The sequence below is a fragment of the Streptomyces winkii genome, from assembly GCF_032248595.1.
In the GTDB taxonomy this organism is placed as follows: domain Bacteria; phylum Actinomycetota; class Actinomycetes; order Streptomycetales; family Streptomycetaceae; genus Streptomyces; species Streptomyces winkii.
Genome location: NZ_JASTTH010000003.1, coordinates 594492 through 612115, shown reverse-complemented (window position 1 = coordinate 612115; position 17624 = coordinate 594492). Strand labels below are relative to the sequence as shown.

Annotated in this window: 15 protein-coding genes; 4 read left to right on the top strand and 11 right to left on the bottom strand. The window is 74.3% G+C overall.

Annotated features, from left to right (window positions below; all coding sequences use genetic code 11):
* Positions 1-73: 73 nt before the first annotated feature.
* The 6 genes from QQM67_RS11215 to QQM67_RS11190 all read right to left on the bottom strand — a co-directional run bounded on the left by QQM67_RS11215 (position 74) and on the right by QQM67_RS11190 (position 6274).
* The gene (locus QQM67_RS11215) at positions 74-2632 is read right to left on the bottom strand and encodes an ABC transporter permease (RefSeq protein WP_314173775.1); all 2559 of its coding nucleotides are present in this window, start codon (positions 2630-2632) and stop codon (positions 74-76) included.
* A 116-nt stretch (positions 2633-2748) separates the two neighbouring features.
* A complete protein-coding gene (locus QQM67_RS11210; protein ID WP_314173544.1) occupies positions 2749-3492 on the bottom strand; it encodes an ABC transporter ATP-binding protein in 744 nt (247 codons plus the stop codon).
* Entirely contained in the window at positions 3489-3806 is a 318-nt protein-coding gene (locus QQM67_RS11205; RefSeq protein ID WP_314173543.1) for an SHOCT domain-containing protein, read from the bottom strand. Before QQM67_RS11205 ends, QQM67_RS11210 begins: the two co-directional genes overlap by 4 nt.
* Positions 3807-3993: 187 nt before the next feature.
* Positions 3994-4374, bottom strand: coding sequence for a PPOX class F420-dependent oxidoreductase (locus QQM67_RS11200; RefSeq protein ID WP_314173774.1), 381 nt, complete (start codon positions 4372-4374; stop codon positions 3994-3996).
* Entirely contained in the window at positions 4374-5003 is a 630-nt protein-coding gene (locus QQM67_RS11195) for a GNAT family N-acetyltransferase (RefSeq protein WP_399066376.1), read from the bottom strand. Before QQM67_RS11195 ends, QQM67_RS11200 begins: the two co-directional genes overlap by 1 nt.
* A 5-nt stretch (positions 5004-5008) precedes the next feature.
* The gene (locus QQM67_RS11190; protein WP_314173541.1) at positions 5009-6274 is read right to left on the bottom strand and encodes an ROK family protein; all 1266 of its coding nucleotides are present in this window, start codon (positions 6272-6274) and stop codon (positions 5009-5011) included.
* Positions 6275-6291: 17 nt separating this feature from the next.
* Here QQM67_RS11190 and QQM67_RS11185 point away from each other — a divergent pair, with 17 nt between their 5' ends.
* Positions 6292-7692 carry an MFS transporter gene (locus tag QQM67_RS11185; protein WP_314173540.1) on the top strand — a complete coding sequence of 467 codons (1401 nt, stop codon included), beginning with the start codon at positions 6292-6294 and terminating at the stop codon, positions 7690-7692.
* Between the two features lie 71 nt (positions 7693-7763).
* Here the strand turns inward: QQM67_RS11185 and QQM67_RS11180 are convergent, their stop codons facing one another.
* Positions 7764-9887 (bottom strand): glycoside hydrolase family 3 N-terminal domain-containing protein, encoded by a 2124-nt coding sequence (locus tag QQM67_RS11180; RefSeq protein ID WP_314173773.1) that lies wholly within the window; start codon positions 9885-9887, stop codon positions 7764-7766.
* Positions 9888-10407: 520 nt separating this feature from the next.
* Here QQM67_RS11180 and QQM67_RS11175 point away from each other — a divergent pair.
* Entirely contained in the window at positions 10408-10815 is a 408-nt protein-coding gene (locus QQM67_RS11175; protein ID WP_314173539.1) for a DUF6332 family protein, read from the top strand.
* Here the strand turns inward: QQM67_RS11175 and QQM67_RS11170 are convergent.
* The 3 genes from QQM67_RS11170 to QQM67_RS11160 form a co-directional block, all read right to left on the bottom strand.
* Positions 10776-11441 (bottom strand): response regulator transcription factor, encoded by a 666-nt coding sequence (locus QQM67_RS11170; RefSeq protein ID WP_314173538.1) that lies wholly within the window; start codon positions 11439-11441, stop codon positions 10776-10778. The two genes, QQM67_RS11175 and QQM67_RS11170, sit on opposite strands and share 40 nt — an antisense overlap.
* The gene (locus tag QQM67_RS11165; protein ID WP_314173537.1) at positions 11438-12841 is read right to left on the bottom strand and encodes a sensor histidine kinase; all 1404 of its coding nucleotides are present in this window, start codon (positions 12839-12841) and stop codon (positions 11438-11440) included. Before QQM67_RS11165 ends, QQM67_RS11170 begins: the two co-directional genes overlap by 4 nt.
* Before the next feature lie 378 nt (positions 12842-13219).
* On the bottom strand, positions 13220-13963 hold the full coding sequence (locus QQM67_RS11160; RefSeq protein WP_314173536.1) for a TetR/AcrR family transcriptional regulator: 744 nt from the start codon (positions 13961-13963) through the stop codon (positions 13220-13222).
* Positions 13964-14133: 170 nt separating this feature from the next.
* On the opposite strand from QQM67_RS11160, the gene QQM67_RS11155 reads away from it, so the two are divergent.
* Positions 14134-14607, top strand: a complete 474-nt coding sequence (locus QQM67_RS11155) for a nitroreductase/quinone reductase family protein (RefSeq protein ID WP_314173535.1) — start codon at positions 14134-14136, stop codon at positions 14605-14607.
* 42 nt (positions 14608-14649) lie between these two features.
* Here QQM67_RS11155 and QQM67_RS11150 read toward each other — a convergent pair whose 3' ends face one another.
* The gene (locus QQM67_RS11150; RefSeq protein ID WP_399066372.1) at positions 14650-15846 is read right to left on the bottom strand and encodes a geranylgeranyl reductase family protein; all 1197 of its coding nucleotides are present in this window, start codon (positions 15844-15846) and stop codon (positions 14650-14652) included.
* A gap of 356 nt (positions 15847-16202) precedes the next feature.
* Between QQM67_RS11150 and QQM67_RS11145 the strand changes: the two genes are divergently transcribed.
* Positions 16203-17609, top strand: coding sequence for a dipeptidase (locus QQM67_RS11145; protein WP_314173533.1), 1407 nt, complete (start codon positions 16203-16205; stop codon positions 17607-17609).
* Positions 17610-17624 lie beyond the last annotated feature (15 nt).

The following is a 17624-nucleotide window of genomic DNA, read 5'->3' as shown; positions in this document are numbered from 1 at the left end:
GACCGCCGCACCCGGTCCAGGTGCGGCAGCCCCACTCGTTACCCCCCGGCGCCCGGGTCCGGGCGGCCCGGCGTCACTCCGTGGCGACGGCGCGCAGCACGTTCATCCGCGCCGCCCTGCGGGCGGGCCGCAGCCCCGCGACGAGTCCGGCCGCGACGCCGACGAGCGCGACCACCGCGAGACGCAGCGGCGGCAGATCGAAGGTGCTGGTCCCGGCGGAGTCCGCGGCCCGTACCAGCGCCCAGCCGAGGATGCCGCCGAGGAGCAGCCCGCCCAGCGTGCCGAACGCCGCCACGAGCAGCGACTCCCAGCGCACCATCGCCCGCAGCTGCGGGCGGGTCTGCCCGACGGAGCGCAACAGCCCCAGCTCCCGGGTGCGTTCGTGCAGGGCCAGGGTCAGGGTGTTGGCGATCCCCAGCAGTGCGATCAGTACGGCCAGCGCGAGCAGCGCGTAGACGAGCGTGAGCATCATGTCGATGCCGCCAGCGGAGCTCTCCGCGTACTCCTCGCGCGTCTGCACCGACGGATTCCCGTACGGTCGCGCGGCCTCGGTGACCGCCGCCTTGCCGTCCGCCGGCGTGACGCCGTCCTCGAAGGCGACCGCCAGCAGCGTGTCGGAGTCCTGGGTGCGGTGCGGCGCCCAGGCCGAGCGGCCGACGACGTAGTCGCCCGCCAGCTCGTTGCTGTCGTAGACGGCCTCGACGGTGAAGCGCTGCCGGTCGCCGTCGGTGAAGCCGAGCCGGACGGTCGAGCCGGGCCGCCAGTGGTGCTTGTCCGCCTCGCCCGAGGAGACCGCGATCCCGTCCGTGCCCAGGGAGTCCAGCGATCCGCGCACCCCGGTCAGCTCCAGGACGTTCTGGAGGCGCGCCGGGTCGGTGACCGTCAGCTCCTTGCCGGCGCCCTCGACCCGCGCCACGCCCTTGCCGAGACCGAGCGCCGTGTCGACCTCGGGCAGCCGCTCGACGCGGGAGGCGAGCCGGGGGCTGAGGCCGCTGCCGCCCGCCCCGAACGCGGGGGCGCTGACGGCGACATCGCCCGCGAAGGAGCGGGAGACGGCCGCGTCCATCGTCGACTTGAGCGAGGACGCGAAGACGGTGAACAGCGACACCACCGCGACTCCCGTCATCAGCGCTGTCGCCGTGGCGGCGGTGCGCTTCGGGCTGCGCAGCGCGTTGCGCTGGGCGAGCGCGCCCGTCACGCCGCGCAGCCTCGCGACCGGGGCGCCCATGACCCGTACGGCGGCCGCGGCGGCGGCCGGTCCGAGCACGAGGAAGGCGGCGAGCAGGGCGATCGCTCCGCTCCCCGTGAGCCACAGCGAAGGGCTGCCGCCCGCGGCGCCCCACACCGTGCCGGCGACGCCCGCCACGGCGAGCGCGGCGCCCATGGCGGTACGGCCGCGCGGCACGCGCGCCGACTCGGCGGACGTCTCGCGCAGAGCGGCGAGCGGCGCCGTGCGCGAGGCCCGTACGGCTGGCGACAGCGCCGATCCGGCGCACACGAGCACGCCGACGCCGAGCGGCAGCGTGAGCGACAGGCCGCTGACGACCAGGGCGCCCTCCGGGAAGGGGAAGCCGATCGCCGGGAAGAGCGCCTGAAGCCCGGCCGCGATGCCGATGCCTCCGGCGAGACCGGCGGCGGAGGCGACCAGCCCCACGACGGCGGCCTCGGTGAGCGTGGCGCCGAGCACCTGCCGCCGCGAGGCGCCCAGGGCACGCAACAGGGCGTTCTCCCGGGTGCGTTGGGCGACGACGATGGCGAAGGTGTTGTGGATGGAGAAGACGGCGACGAGCAGGGCGATGCCGGAGAAGACCAGCAGGAGCGTGGTGAAGAGGGTCAGGAACTGACCGGAGATCATCTCCTGGTCCTCCTCGGCGACCTGCTGGCCGGTGACCGCCTCCACGCCCTTCGGCAGGACGGGCCGGAGCGCGCTCACCAGCTCCTCCTGACCGGTTCCGTCCTCCGCGCGCACCTGGATCGCCGCCGCGCGGTCGGCCTCGGGCATGAGGTACTTCTGGGCGTCGGCGAGGGTCAGCCCGGCGAAGGTCACCTGGCCCATGCCGTCCTGGCCGCCGAAGGACGCGAGCCCCACGATCCTGATGCGGACGGGGCCGGGCGTGCGCAGCGTCGTGGTGTCGCCGATGCTCAGGCCGCCGCGCCGGGCGGCGCCCTCGTTGAGCACGGCCTCTCCGGAGCGGCGCGGGGCCCGTCCCTCCGCGAGCGTGTACGGGTTGAGCCGCGAGTCCCCGATCCAGTTGCCGGCGAGCGTGGGCGGGCCCTGGCCGCCGACGGGCTTGCCGTCGGCGCCGACGATCTGCCCCATACCCTCGACGGACGGCTCCGCCGCGGCGACGCCCGGCACCTTCGCGATGCGGGTGAGGACGCCGGTGTCGAGGGGCTGCCGCGTGCCCTGCGCGTTGCCGGAGGTGGTGATGACGCTGTCGCTGCGTACGACGGCGTCGGTGCCCTCGGCTGCGTTGCCGAACATCGTGTCGAAGCTGGCGCGCAGGGTGTCACCCATGACGAGCGTCCCCGCGACGAAGGAGACGCCGAGCAGCACGGCCGCGAAGGTCCCGGCGAACCGGCGCCTGTGGGTGCGCAGCGAGGAGAAGCTGAGCCGGAGCGCGGCCCGCACGCCCCCGCGGCGTCGCGGAGGCTCGCGGCGGGCGGTCCCTCCGGGACTCCCGGGGCCGCCGGACGCGGCGGCGCGTCCCGTACTCCCGGTCGTACGGCCGGACTTGGTGACGGTGCTCATGCCGGCACCCCCGCCGCGTCGAAGGCCTTGAGCCGGTCCAGGACGCTCTCGGCCGTCGGCGAGACCATCCGGTCCACGAGCCGCCCGTCGGCGAGGAAGACCACCTCGTCGGCGTGCGCCGCGGCGACCGGGTCGTGGGTGACCATCACGACCGTGCGGTGCGTCTGCCGCACGGCGTCGCCGAGCAGCCGGAGCACCTCCTCGCCGGAGCGGGAGTCGAGGTTGCCGGTCGGCTCGTCCGCGAAGACGACGTCGGGCTCGCCCGCGAACGCGCGGGCCACGGCGACACGTTGCTGCTGTCCGCCGGAGAGCTCGGCGGGCCGGTGGTGGAGCCTGTCGCGCAGGCCGACGACGTCGATGAGCGCGTCGGTCCACTCGGTGTCCGCCCGCCTGCCCGCCAGATCACGCGGCAGTCTGATGTTCTCCGCGACGGTCAGCGTCGGCACCAGGTTGAAGGACTGGAAGACGAAGCCGATCCGTTCCCGGCGCAGCAGCGTCAGCTGCTTGTCGCTGAGCGCGCCCAGTTCGGTCTCCCCGATGTGGGCCGTCCCGGAGGTGAGGGTGTCCAGCCCCGCCGCGCAGTGCATGAGGGTGGACTTGCCGGAGCCGGAGGGCCCCATGATGGCGGTGAAGCGGCCGGCGGTGAAGCCGAGGGTGACGCCGTCCAGCGCCCGCACCTCGGCCTCGCCGCTGCCGTAGACCTTCACCGCGCCGGTGACGCGTGCGGCGAGATCGCTCATGCCGGACCGTCCTTGTACGGCCGGCCGCCCTTCTGGAGTACGGAGAGCCGGCGCCAGTACTCGTCCTCGTCGATCTCGCCCTCGGCGAAGCGCCGTCCGAGCAGATCGACGGGAGAGTTCTCCGCCCGCGGTCCGCCTGCGGGTGCGGGGCCGCGCCCGTGACCGCCCCAGTGCCAGGGCCCCCCGCGGCCGCGCCAGACGGTGCGGCGGAGCAGGACGACCACACCGGCGATCACCGCCGCCCAGATCACGGGGAAGAGCAGGATCCACGGGCCGGGGCCCGCTCCGTCGTGCCACTGTGCAAGGTCGAACATGCCGGTCAACTCCTCGGTCGCGAAGCGGTTCTGCTTCTGTTCCTTCGCTACCGAGAGTCGTCCTGGGAGGGGGTCCGCGTCGTCGTACGGCCAGCGGCTCCTCGGCTACCTCCCGGGGAGTATCAGCGGGCCGGGCGGCTGCTTCCGCCGGGCGCGGGGGTGCTCGGCGCGCCCTCCAGCGCCGGTGTCACAGGGTGACGGCGATGCCGATGTGCGGGCGCTTGCCGAGCCTGAACAGGGCCGCGCCGGAGTCGGTGAGGCGGAACTGCCATCCGTACTTGCGGGCCATGGCCCGGCGCACCCGGTCCAGTGCGCCGTCCTCCGTCATCAGCCGCGCGGTGCCCTCGGCGGGCTCTGCTCCCGTGGCCGTACGGCCACGGGCGTCGCACGGGGTGACGGTGACGCGGGCGCCGTTGCGCACCCGCTTGACCTTGCCGCTGTCGTCGCGGGTCCACACGAGCAGTTCACCGTCGTCCTCGACCGCCCAGACGGGCGTGGCGACGGGGGTGCCGTCGCGCTTGAAGGTCGTGAGGCTGACGTAGCGGCTGTCCGCGATCCGGGGTGTCATCACGTGCCGAGGCTAGTGCCCGCGGCTCCGGATCGCTGTGCGCCCGGGCCGAGTTCGCGGCGCATGCACACCCGGGGCCAGCGGTCCAGGCCCGCGCGTGCCTCCTCCGCGCGGATGCGGCGCAGGCCCGGCGTGAGTTCGTCCTCCGGCAGCACGCGGAAGCCGCAGCGCTCGTAGTACGGCGCGTTCCACGGCACTTCGGCGAAGGTGCACAGCGTGAGCGCGGGCAGGCCGGCGGCCTCCGCGCGGCCCGCGACGTGCTCGATCAGGGCACGGCCGATGCGTCGGTGCGCGCTGTCGGGATGGACGGACACCTGCTCGATGTGGGCGTTGCCGTCCACGAGTTCGGTCAGCAGGTACGCGACGGGACGGTCACCGGCGTCGTGCGTGCCGTGGGCGTGGTGCGTGCCGTGGGCGCCGGACTCCCGGTCCGGGCCGCCCGCGCCGTCCGCCGCGTCGACGGCGACCCAGAGACCGCCCGTGTGCGCGAAGCGGCGCAGCACGGGAAGCGGGGGCGGGGCGTCGTCGGCGACCCGGTCCATGCCGAGTTCGCGGAAGACGCCGCCCGCGGCGCGCTCGATGTCCTGAAGGCGCCGCAGATCCCGCTCGGCGCCGGCTCTGATGTGCACGGTCCTCATCCCGTCAGCGTTCCGAGGGGGTCGTCGAGCACGGGCTGCCATGCCAGTTCGGCGGCGCCGACGAGGCTGTTGTGCGCGAGCGAGCTGGGCAGTACGGGCACGCTGCCGGTCCTCCCCCACAGGCTGCTGTCGGCGATGACCGCCCGCAGGCGTTCGCCGTCCGTCTCCAGCAGGGTGCGGTGCAGGCCGCCGAGGACGATGCGGTCGGGGTTGAGGATGTTCACGAGGCCCGCGAGGCCCAGCCCGAGCCGGTCGATGAGGGTCTCGACGGCTGCCCGCACCGCGGGGTCGGTGCCGTACTCGGTGCGGATCAGCTCCTGGCTGCGCTCCAGCAGCGAGACCTCCGGCCCGGGTTCGCAGCCGGCGGCCTCCAGGAAGGCGAGCGGGTCGGTCTCGACGTCCAGGCAGCCGCGGCTGCCGCAGTGGCACGGGCGTCCGCCGGGGTCGACGGTGAGGTGCCCGACCTCCAGGGCGAGGCCCGAACTCCCGGTGTGCAGCCGCCCGTCGAGGACGAGGGCGCCGCCGACGCCGCGGTGCCCGGTGCTCACGACGAGCAGATGCCGCGCGCCGCGCCCGGCGCCGTGCCGGTGCTCGGCGAGGGCGGCGAGGTTGATGTCGTTCGCCGCGTAGCCCTCCCCCTGGGCCATTGCGGCCCGGGTGGCGCCCCCAGCGGTTTCGTCTCCGGACGTACTGAAGACGCCGGCCTCGGCCAGCGCCCGCGTGAAGATCTCCCGTACGGGCGCGCCCACTTCCCAGGCGAGGTGCAGCGGATTGATCGCGGTGCCCTCGGGCTCGGCGACGGCGGACGGCACGGCGAGCCCGGCTCCCACGCAGCGGCGCCTCGTGCTCGCCAGCAGCCCGGCACCGACCTCGACGACCTCGCCGATGATCCGCGCGGGATCGGCCGCGACCGTGCCGGAGCCGGTCGCCGTGGTGGCGATGTGCCCCCCGAGCCCGACGAGCGCGGCACGGAATCCGTCCGCGTGCACCTGCGCCGCGAGCACGACCGGGCCCTCCGGGTTCACCGCCAGCCGGTGCGAGGGACGCCCCTGCGTCCCCGAGGCGGCGCCCGGCCGCGAGTCGACCGTGATCAGGCCGAGCGATTCCAGCTCGGCGGCGACGGCTCCGGCGGTCGCCCGCGTCACGCCGAGTTCGGCGGTGAGCGCGGCGCGCGTGGGTGCTCTGCCGGTGTGGACGAGTTCCAGCGCCGGACCGAGGGCGCTACGGCCTCGCTCCAATTTGGTTGTACGCGTCGGGGTCACCCCTCTATTCTCGCTTTGTGCCGACACTGAACAAAATACGGTCGGCGCTGGCCGGCGCGATGGGGCTCGGCAGCCGCGGCGAAGCCGCCTCCCCGCGCCCCGCCCTGCGCCGTCTCCGTACCGCGATCACGGTCTTCTTCGCGCTGGACGGCTTCGTCTTCGCCGGCTGGGTGGTGCGCATCCCGGCGATCAAGGAGCAGACGGGGGCCTCGCCGAGCGCCCTCGGGCTGGCGCTGCTCGGCGTCTCCGCGGGCGGCGTGGTCACGATGATGCTCACCGGACGGCTGTGCCACCGCTTCGGCAACCACCCCGTGACCGTCGCCTCGGGCGCACTGCTCTCGCTCAGTGTCGCCTTGCCGCCGCTGACCCACTCCGCCGTGTCCCTCGGTCTCGTCCTGCTCGTGTTCGGTGCAGCCTACGGCGGTCTGAACGTGGCGATGAACGCCGCGGCCGTCGATCTGATCGCCGCACTGCGACGGCCCGTCATGCCGGGATTCCACGCCGCGTTCAGCCTCGGGGGCATGGCGGGCGCGGGGGCGGGCGGCCTGGTGGCCGGGCAACTGACGCCGACCCTCCACCTGCTGATCCTCACCGCGGCGGGACTGGCCGTCACGGCGCTCGCGGGGCGGGTGCTGCTCACGCACGCGGCCCCGGCCGCCGGGCCGCCGTCCGGGCGCCCGCCCGTTCCGCGGCAGCAGGGCCCCGGCGTACGGGACGCCGCAGCGGATTCCGGCCGGACGACCGGGCGGGAGTCCGGCCCGGATTCCGGTCGGGACGCCGGGCGGAAGGGCGCGGAGACGGACGCCGGGAACGCCGCGCGGGCGGACGCGCGCACGGATGCGGGCACCCGTACGGCACCGGCCCGTGCGCGCCGTCTCGTCCTCGTGCTCGGGCTGGTCGCGCTGTGCACGGCGTACGGCGAGGGCGCGCTCGCCGACTGGAGCGCCCTGCACCTCGCCGAGGACCTCCACGCGGGCCCGGGCGTCGCCGCCGCCGGATACTCCGTCTTCGCGCTCGCCATGACAGCGGGCCGCCTCTGCGGGACGCGGCTGCTCGAACGCCTCGGCCAGAGCCGCCTGTTGACGGGGGGCGGCGTCACCGCGGCCGCGGGGATGCTGCTCGGGTCGCTGGGGCCGGAGGTCTGGCTGGTCCTCACCGGTTTCGTGATCGCCGGGCTCGGGCTGGCGAATCTCTTCCCCGTCGCCGTCGCCCGCGCGGGGGCGATCGCGGGCCCGGACGGCGTCGCCGCCGCCTCGACTCTCGGCTACGGCGGAATGCTGCTCGGCCCGGTGGCCATCGGCTTCCTCGCCGAGTGGTTCTCGCTGACCGCCGCCCTGACCACCGTCGCCCTGCTCGCGGCGGTCGCGGCGGCGGTGGCCCGGTCCGTGCGCGGTGCGCTCGCCGCCGGAGGGGAGTGAGCGCGGCGCGCCCGTGCCCCTCCGGACGCGGCCCGGGAGCGGACCGCGCCACACATCAGCGGATCAACGGATCAGGTGAGGGTGAGCGTGGTGTGCAGCCCGGCCTCCGAGCTGCCCCCGGCGTAGATCCCGAACTCGCCCGGCTCGACGAGGAGTTCGCCTTCCGGGTTGTTGGTGTGGAAGCCCAGGTCGCCGGCTCCGAGCTCGAAGGAGACCGTACGGCTCTCGCCCGCTTCGAGCGTGACCCTCTCGAAGCCGCGCAGCCTGCGGACGGGCTGGGCGATGCTGGCGACCTTGTCGTGGATGTAGAGCTGCACCACCTCGTCCCCCGCGCGGCGTCCGGTGTTCTTCACCTTCACCGTCACCTTCACGCTCGCCCCGCCGTCGCGTACGGCCTGTGCGCTCACGCTCTTCTCGCTCAGTACGAGGTGCGAGTAGGCGAAGTCGGTGTAGCTCAGGCCGTGCCCGAAGGGGAAGAGCGGACCGTGCGGCAGGTCCAGGTACTTGGAGGTGTACTTGTTGTCCGGGTCGTAGGGGCGGCCGGTGTTCTCGTGCGCGTAGTACTCGGCCAACTGCCCTACGGCGCGCGGGAATGTGGCCGGCAGCTTGCCGCCGGGGTTGACCTCGCCGACGAGCACGTCCGCGACGGCGTTGCCGCCCTCGATGCCGGGATGCCAGCCCGCCAGGACCGCCGGCGCGTGCTCGACGATGCCCGACAGCACCAGGGGCCGCCCGGCGAGCACCACGACGGCCAGCGGCTTCCCCGCCTCGGCGACGCGGCGGATCAGCTCCTCCTGCACGCCGGGGAGCGTGATGTCGCTGCGGGCGGCGGCCTCCCCGCTGTGGCTCGCCTTCTCGCCCACGACCACGACGGCGGCGTCCGCAGCCCGTACCGCCGCCTCGGCCTCCTTGAAGCCGCCGGTGTCGTCGCCCGTGACGTCGCACCCGCGGGCGAACGTCACCTTCGCGTCGGGCAGGGCCTTCTTCAGCCCCTCCACGACGGACACGGCGGGGAACTTCCGGGCGCCCGGCCCGGCCCACGTGCCGTGCAGCTCCTGGGTGTCGTCGCCGAGCGGGCCGACGACGGCGACGGAGGCGGTGTCCCTGGCGAAGGGGAGCGTGTGCTCGTCGTTCTTGAGCAGCACCGCGCAGCGGGCGGCGGCCTCCCGGGCCTGCTTGCGGGCCGACCGGGTGGGCTCGGCGATCTCGCCGTCCTCGTCGGTGTACGGGTTCTCGAACAGGCCGAGCCGCGCCTTGATGCGCAGGACGCGCGTGACGGCGTCGTCCAGCCGCTGGCGGTCGATGCGGCCGGACTCCAGCAGCTCCTTGCCGTTGTCGGCGTAGGTCGTGCTGACCATCTCCATGTCGACGCCGGCACCGAGCGCGAGCGCCGCGGCGTCCGCGCCGTCCGCGGCGACGCCGTGCGGGATCAGCTCCTGCACGCCGTTGTAGTCGCCGACGACGAAGCCGTCGAAGCCGAACTCCTCGTGCAGGACGCCGGTGAGGGTGTGCCGGTTGGCGTGCGCCGGAACGCCGTTGACGGTGTTGAAGGACGCCATCAGCGTGGCGACTCCCGCGTCCACGGCCGCCTTGAACGGCGGCAGGGCGATGTCGCGCAGCCGCCTCTCGGAGATGTCCACGGTGTTGTAGTCGCGGCCGCCCTCGGGGAAGCCGTAGCCCACGAAGTGCTTCGCGCAGGCGGCGATCCGGCCCTCTTCGGAGTAGTCCTCGCCCTGGTAGCCGCGCACCTTCGCCGCCGTCAACTGCGCGGTGAGATACGGGTCTTCGCCGCTGCCCTCGGCGATCCGGCCCCAGCGCGGCTCGCGGCTGACGTCGGCCATCGGCGCGAACGTCCAGTGCACGCCCCACGACGCCGCCTCCCGGGCGCTGACTTCGGCGTCCGCCGTGACGACGTCCGGGTCGAAGGAGGCTCCCTGTGCCAGCGGCACGGGAAACGTCGTCAGGAAGCCGTGGATGACGTCGAGCCCGAAGACGAGCGGGATGCCGAGCCGCGACTCCTCGACGGCGTAGCGCTGGAGGTCGTTGCACTCCTTGGCGCCCGTGATGTTGAGGACGGAGCCCAGCTTCCCCTCGGCCGCGGCCTCGCGCGCCTTCTCGTTCTGGCCCTCGCCGGGCCCCGTGTCGGGGTTCCACGTCAGCTGCTGGAGCTGCCCGAACTTCTCCTCGTCGGTCATGCGCGCCAGCAGCTTCCGCACCCGGCTCTCGACCCGGGCGTCGACTCGCTTACGTGCGGCGGCGGTTGCGCGGCGTTCGGCACGTGCGGTCTCGGCGGATGCGTCCGAGTGCCCGGCCGGGGCGGCAGCGGCGGGGCCGGCCGCGAGTGCCGGGAGCGACGCCGACGAGGCGAGGACGGCGGCCCCCGCGGAGGCCCTGAACACGCTGCGACGGCTGGGGTTTCCGGCCACTCGGGACTCTCCTTCGACAGACTGACGAACCAAGGTCACATGGCTCCTGGATCTTGCCGGAGTGCAGTCAATCCGGCGCCGCAGGGGCGGTCAAGGGACGAAAGGGAAGGCCGCCCGGATTTTTGGAAGCGCATACATGGATGGGTCCGGGAGCACCTCCGGAACCGCCTGAGCGGACGCGCGCGTGTGTGAAGACAGCCTGCGGGACGGAGCGTTCGTCAGGGGTGCCACGCCTCGCGCCCGGCGGAGGACCACCGCCGGGAACCGGACCGGCACGAGGGGGAGAGCGATGAGGGGGCCACGGACACAGGCCGAACGGGACGCCCAGACAGTGGAGATCGGCTTCGCGCTGCTGACCGGAGCGCTGATGGCCGGGCTCGCCCTGCTGGTCTTCCTCGGCCTCTTCGCGTTGATCGCCGTCGGCCTGGGCCTGCACTCCCCGACCTACGGCGGGACCTTGCTGAAGCTCGCCGCGTGCGGCTGCGTGACCGTCTTCGTCTGGCGCGTGGCGCGCGTACTGCTGCGTGCGCCGGGCGGCCGCCTGGGTGACGGCACTTCGGGTGAGGACGGCGCGGCCGGGCACCCGGACCGCGAGGGCGCGGAGCCCGTCGGCGGTGCGGCCGCGGCGGACTTCGCGGAGGACACAGGCGTCGGTGCTCAGCCGAGCCAGCCGGGGCGTACGAGCCCCGACTCGTAGGCGAGCACGACGAGTTGGGCGCGGTCACGCACTCCGAGCTTGACCATCGCGCGGCTCACATGCGTCTTGGCGGTCAGCGGCGAGACGACGAGCCGGGCGGCGATCTCCTCGTTGGACAGGCCGATGCCGACGAGCGCCATCACCTCCCGTTCGCGCTCGGTGAGTTCGGCCAGCGCCTCGGCCTCCGCGGGCTGCTTGGAGCGCGCCGCGAACTCCGCGATCAGCCGCCGGGTGACGCCGGGTGAGAGCAGCGCGTCGCCGTCGACGACGGCACGGGCCGCGCGCACCAGCTCCTCCGGTTCGGTGTCCTTGACGAGGAAGCCGGACGCCCCGGAGCGGATCGCCTCGAAGACGTACTCGTCCAGTTCGAAGGTGGTCAGCATGACGACCTTCACCTCGGCCAGTTCGGGGTCCTCGCTGATGCGCCGCGTGGCGGCGAGCCCGTCGAGAACCGGCATCCGGATGTCCATCAGGACCAGATCCGGGCGGAGTTGGCGCACCATGCCGAGCGCCTCCTCGCCGTCGGCGGCCTCTCCCGCCACCTCGATGCCCGGCTGGGCGTCGAGCAGAGCGCGGAACCCCGCACGTACCAGTGACTGGTCGTCGGCGAGCAGGACGCGGATCACGGCGACTCCTTGGCCGGGGACGGCGACACGCTACCGCCGGCAGGCAGCGGCAGGCGGCCGGTGACACGGAATCCGCCGTCGCCGCGCGGGCCGGCCTCGGCGGTGCCGCCGAGCGCGGCGGCGCGTTCGCGCATGCCGACGAGGCCGTTGCCGCCGCGGGCGGTGCTGCCCGCCGTACCGGTGGCTGTGGCACCGGCGGCGCCGCCGGCCGCCGGGCCGTCGTCGTCGATGTCGATGCGGAGTTCGCCCGGTCCGTAGGTCAGCCGTACGCGGGCGGTGCGGGCGCCGGAGTGCCGCACGACGTTGGTGAGGGCCTCCTGGATGATGCGGAAGGCCGCCAGGTCGGCGCCGGGCGGGAGGGCTCTCGCGTCGCCCTCGGTCTCGGTGGTGACCCGCAGTCCGGCGTCCGCGGCCTGCGCGGTCAGCTCCGGCAGGCGGTCGAGGCCGGGGGCGGGGGCGCGCGGGGCGTCGCCGGAGCCGCGCAGCGTGTCCAGCACCTGCCGCACCTCCCCCAGCGCCTCCTTGCTGGCGCTCTTGATGGTCGTCAGCGCCGTACGGGCCTGCTCGCGGTCGGAGTCGAGCAGCGCGAGGCCGACCCCCGCCTGGACGTTGATGACCGAGATGCTGTGTGCCAGTACGTCGTGCAGCTCACGGGCGATGCGCAGCCGCTCCTCGTCGACGCGCCGTCGCTCCGCCTCCTCCGCCTCGGCACGGCGGCGGGCCCACTCCTGGCGGCGGGTCCGGGCGAGTTCGGCCGCCGCGAGGACGGCGGCGATCCAGGCGGCGATGAGGAGTTCGGCCTGCCAGCCGGGCGGCTGGTCGCTCACGGGAGGCAGCCGGTCGACCAGGACGTATCCCGCGAGCAGATGCCCCGCCCACACGATGCCGAGCGCGCCCCATGCCGCGTGCCGGTGGCCCGCGACGACGGCGGCGAACGCGGCGACGGCCACGCTGACGAACACGGGCCCGTAGGGATAACCGGCCGCCAGATACACGGTGGTGGCGGCCGCGCATCCGAACGCGGCGGTACGGGGGTAGCGGTAGCGGACGAGCAGCAGCAGCGGGCCCACGGTCAGCAGCAGCCTCGCGTAGACGTCGAGCGAGTTCCGCACGCCCTCCTGATTCGCCGCCGCGCCCTGGGAACCGGCCTGCTGGACGGCGAGCACCGCGAGGGACGTCAGCCACGGCACATGCCTCGACCCGGAAGCCGGTCCGCCGCCGCGCCACCAGGGCGGGCCCCACGGGCCGGGGAAGGGGCCGCCCTCGGGTGCCGCGCCCTCGGCTGGAGGAGGCGTTCCGCCGGAGCGCGCGCGGAAGCGGCAGCGCATCTCCCGGAACGGCCCGGCGACCCTCGGGCGAGGACCGGAGGGACGGCGAGGCCGGAACGGGCGGGGGTTCATGCCCGCAACGCTAGCCGTGCGGGACCGGGGGCGTAGTCAGCCTGCGGCGGGCATCGCGCCTACTCCTCGGGGAGTAGCCGAGCGGGGAGGGCCGCGCGGGAGCGCGGGACGGAGCGGGCAGGCGCCGGCAGGTGGAGCCCGGGCCGGAGACCGCGCCCGCGGGCGCAGGCGCCGCTCCGCCGCCGCGCCACCAGGGCGGACCCCACGGCCCCGGGAAGGGGCGGTGAGAGTGCGGGCCATGACGGCCGGGCCCGCGGGGGGGTGCGGGGCCGCCTGCGGGCGCGGGCGCCGGGACGGCCGGGGCGAGGGACGGGGCAGGGTCGGGACGGACAGGAGGGATGCGGCCGAAGGCCAGGCCCGTGCCCCGGGCCGAGCCCGTCAGACGAGCCCCACGTTGCGGGCCAGTGAGGCGACGGCGTGGTCGTAGAACTCGTCCCTCGACACGACGACGCGTTCGAACTGCCCGAAGAGCTCGAAGCTCACGAGCCCCGCCAACTGGGCCCACACGGCGATGAGTTCGGCGACCACGGCGGCGGGCAGGTCGACGCCGAGGCGCTCCGCGAGGTCACGCGCGTCGTCGAGGACGGGCGCGGGTGCGGCGGGCACGGCGCCCGCATCGGGGTCCGGGCCCCGCGCGGCTCCGGACGTGCCGGGCACACGCAGCGCCCCGGCGCCGTACGCGTCGGCGGCGACCGTGACCAGAGCACGGGCGGCACGGGTCGCGGAGACCGTGGTGGAGGCGGGGGCCGCGTATCCCGGGACGGGCGATCCGTAGATGAGGGCGTACTCGTGCGGATTGGCCAGGGCCCACGCGCGGTGTGCGCGGCAGACCGCCTGCCAGCGGGCGATGTGCGAATCGGCCTGCGCGGCGGACGCGTCGAGCGCCGCTTCCGTGGCGTCGCCGAGGGCGTCGTAGGAGTCGGTGATCAGGGCGGTGAGCAGGTCGTCGCGCCCCGGGAAGTACCGGTAGAGCGCCGAGGAGACCATGCCGAGGCTGCGGGCCACCGCTCGCAGCGAGAGCTTCGCCGCGCCCTCGGCGGCGAGCTGGCGGCGCGCCTCGTCCTTGATGGCGGCGGTGATCTCGTCACGCGCCCTCTCGCGGGCGCCCTGGATCTTGTTCATGCCGGAAGTCTGCCAGCTTTCCAGAGCACTGACCAATTTCGAGAGCGATGCTCTGGATTCAGCGCGGCGCTCGTGTAACACTGCTCTCAAGCGAGAGCAGTGCTCTCGCCGTACGCCCCACGCAGCCCAAGCACCCGGCCCACCGTCTGACCGCGAAAGGACCACCGATCATGACCGACGCACACGTCATCAAGCCCGACTGGCTCACCCGCCGCGTTCTCAACCCCGCCATCGCCTGGCTGACCCGCCGCGGCATGGCCGTCGCGGGCTCCCGCGTGCTCGCCGTCCGCGGCCGCAACAGCGGCGAGTGGCGCCGCACGCCCGTCAACCCGCTTCCGTACCAGGGCGAGCGCTATCTCGTCGCTCCGCGCGGCCACGTCCAGTGGACGCACAACATGCGCGCCGCGGGCGGCGGCGAACTGCACAAGGGCAGACATGTCGAACGCTTCCGCGCCACCGAGGTGCCGGACGAGCAGAAGCCGGAGATCCTGCGGGCCTACCTGGTGAAGTGGAGCTGGGAGGTGGGCGCCTTCTTCAAGGGGCTCGGGCCGCAGTCGACGGACGCCGAACTGCTCGCCGCCGCGCACAGGTACCTTGTCTTCCGGATCACCGCGGCGGACGGGCCCTCCGGCGACGGGGCCTGAACTCGCAGTCCCCCACGGGGAAGGCCGGCCGCGCCGCCGCCGCTACGGGCGGTCCAGCGTGTCCAGCGCGCGGCGCGCCATCGGGCTCGTCCGTACGACCTCCGCGAGCGAGACCGCGCCCCGCGTGAACTGCGCGAAGACGTTCCAGGCGGGGCGGAAGCCGGTGAGGGCCGCGTGCAGCATGCCGGGGCGGCGCGAGAAGACGTTGAACATGCGCCGCCCGACGCCCATTTCGACGCCCAGCCCCGCCTTCACGGCGAAGGCGTAGTTGAGGGCCTGGCTGCGGGCGTCCACGGCGTCGGCCGCCTCGGCGACCCGTACGGCCCACTCCCCCGCGAGCCGGCCCGAGCGCAGCGCGAAGGAGATCCCCTCGCGCGTCCACGGCTCCAGCAGCCCCGCGGCGTCCCCGCAGACCAGCACCCTGCCCCGGGAGAGGGGCGAGTCTTCGGCGCGGCAGCGGGTCAAGTGCCCCGTGGAGACGCTCGGTTCGAAACCGGCGAGGCCGAGCCGTCCGACGAAGTCCTCCAAGTAGCGCTTGGTGGCGGCGCCTTCGCCCCGGGCGGAGATCACACCGACCGTGAGCGTGTCGCCCTTGGGGAAGACCCATCCGTAACTGCCGGGCAGCGGGCCCCAGTCGACGAGCACCCGGCCCGCCCAGTCCTCGGCGACGCTCGCCGGCACCGGGATCTCCGCCTCCAGCCCCAGATCCACCTGGTCCATCTTCACGCCCACATGGGCGCCTATCCGGCTCGCGCTGCCGTCGGCTCCGACCACCGCGCGGGCGAGCACCGGCCGTTCGTGCCCGGAGAGCACCACGGCGACGGAGCGGCGGTCGGGCACGGACGCTCCGTGCTGCTCGACGCGGGTCACCGTCACGCCCGTACGCACCCGGGCGCCCGCCTTGACCGCGTGCTCGACCAGGGAAGCGTCCAGTTCGGAGCGGTTGACCAGACCGAAGAGCATCTGCCGGGAGCGCCTGGTGCGCGAGAGTTTGCCGTTGAGGGAGAAGGTCACGGCGTGCACGCGGTCCCGCAGCGGCAGGTCGAAGCCGGGCGGCAGGGCATCGCGCGAGGGGCCGATGATGCCCCCGCCGCAGGTCTTGTAGCGCGGCAGTTCGGCCTTTTCGAGGAGCAGCACTCTGCGTCCGGCCACGGCCGCCGCGTACGCCGCCGAGGCACCGGCGGGCCCGGCGCCGACCACGACCACGTCCCAGACCGGGTCGTCCGCGTCGGCACTCAGGGACTCCTCGCCGGCCGGGGCGGATGCCGGCGCTCCGGCGCCGTTCGTGTCCCCGGCACCGGCGGACGCGTCCGAACTGCCCCCGCCCTCCGGCCGGTTCGGCTCCTCGCCCCGGGACTCCTGCGTGCTCCCGCCCTCGTTCCGGCCCTCTGCCCCGGCTGCGTCCTCGCTGCTCACGATGTGCTTCCGCTCCGCTCGACCTCGGCTTTGCATGGCCGGTGGCATCCTACGGCGCCGCTGTGTCCGCCTCCCCTGTGGGAGGATCATCATCGACTTCCCGGCACGTTCCCTGCGCGCGCGCCGCACACGGCCTCCGCAGCGGTACGGCCGGACACCGCGCCCACAAGGAGCGTTCCATGACACTGAGTCCGGCTCGCGGGGAAGGCCCCGCATCCGAGCGCACAGCCGGCTCCGACGCCGTCGCCGCAGCCGTCGCCGACCTCATGCCGCGTGCACGCACGGAGCTGGCCGAGCTGGTCGCGTTCCGCTCGGTCGCCGACCCCGAGCAGTTTCCGAAGAGCGAGTGCGAGGGCGCGGCCCGCTGGGTCGCGGACGCGCTGCGCGCCGAAGGCTTCGAGGACGTCGAGGTGTTCGGCACCCCGGACGGCACCGAGTCCGTCTACGGTCTGCTGCCGGGGCCGGAGGGCGCCCCGACCGTGCTGCTCTACGCCCACTACGACGTGCAGCCGCCGCTCGACGAAAGCGCCTGGCACACGCCGCCGTTCACGCTGACGGAGCGCGACGGACGCTGGTACGGGCGCGGCGCGGCCGACTGCAAGGGCGGAATCGTCATGCATCTGCTGGCACTTCGGGCGCTGCGCGCCGACGGCGGAGTGCCGGTGACGGTCAAGTTCATCGCGGAGGGCTCGGAGGAGCAGGGCACCGGCGGACTTCAGCAGTACGCGGAGGCGCACCCCGGACTCCTCGCCGCCGACACGATCGTCATCGGCGACACGGGCAACTTCCGTACGGGCATGCCGACGGTGACGGCCTCGCTGCGCGGAATGGCGGGGCTCCAGGTCACGGTGGAGACGCTGGAGGGCAACCTCCACTCGGGCCAGTTCGGCGGCGCGGCACCGGACGCGCTGGCGGCGCTCATCCGCATGCTCGACTCGCTGCGCGACTCGGACGGCGGCACCGTCGTCGACGGCGTGGAGCCCTTCCCGCGCTGGGACGGTCTGCCGTACGCGGAGGAGGACTTCCGCAGGGACGCGCGCGTGCTCGACGGTGTCGGCCTCATCGGCGCGGGAAGCGTGCCGGACCGCATCTGGGCGCAGCCGTCCGTGACCGTGCTGGGCATCGACTGCCCGCCCGTCGTCGGCGCCACGCCGTCGGTGCACGCGAAGGCGCGGGCCTCGGTCAGCCTCCGCGTGCCGCCGGGCGCGGACACGGAGGAGATGACGCGGCTGCTCGTCTCCCATCTGGAGTCGCACGCCCCGTGGGGTGCGCGCGTGACCGTCGAACGGACGGGCCAGGGCCAGCCCTTCAGCGCGGACACGTCGAGCCCCGCGTACAGGGCGATGGCCGACGCGATGAGCGCGGCGTACGACGGACAGGAGATGCAGATCGCCGGGCAGGGCGGCTCGATTCCGCTCTGCGACACCCTCGCGACGCTCTATCCGCAGGCGGAGATCCTGCTCATCGGGCTGAGCGAGCCCGCGGCGCAGATCCACGCCGTCAACGAGAGCGTCTCGCCAGAGGAGTTGGAGCGGCTGTCCGTCGCCGAGGCGCTCTTCCTGCGGGAGTACGCGGAGCGCGCCTGACGCCTGGAGGCGCAC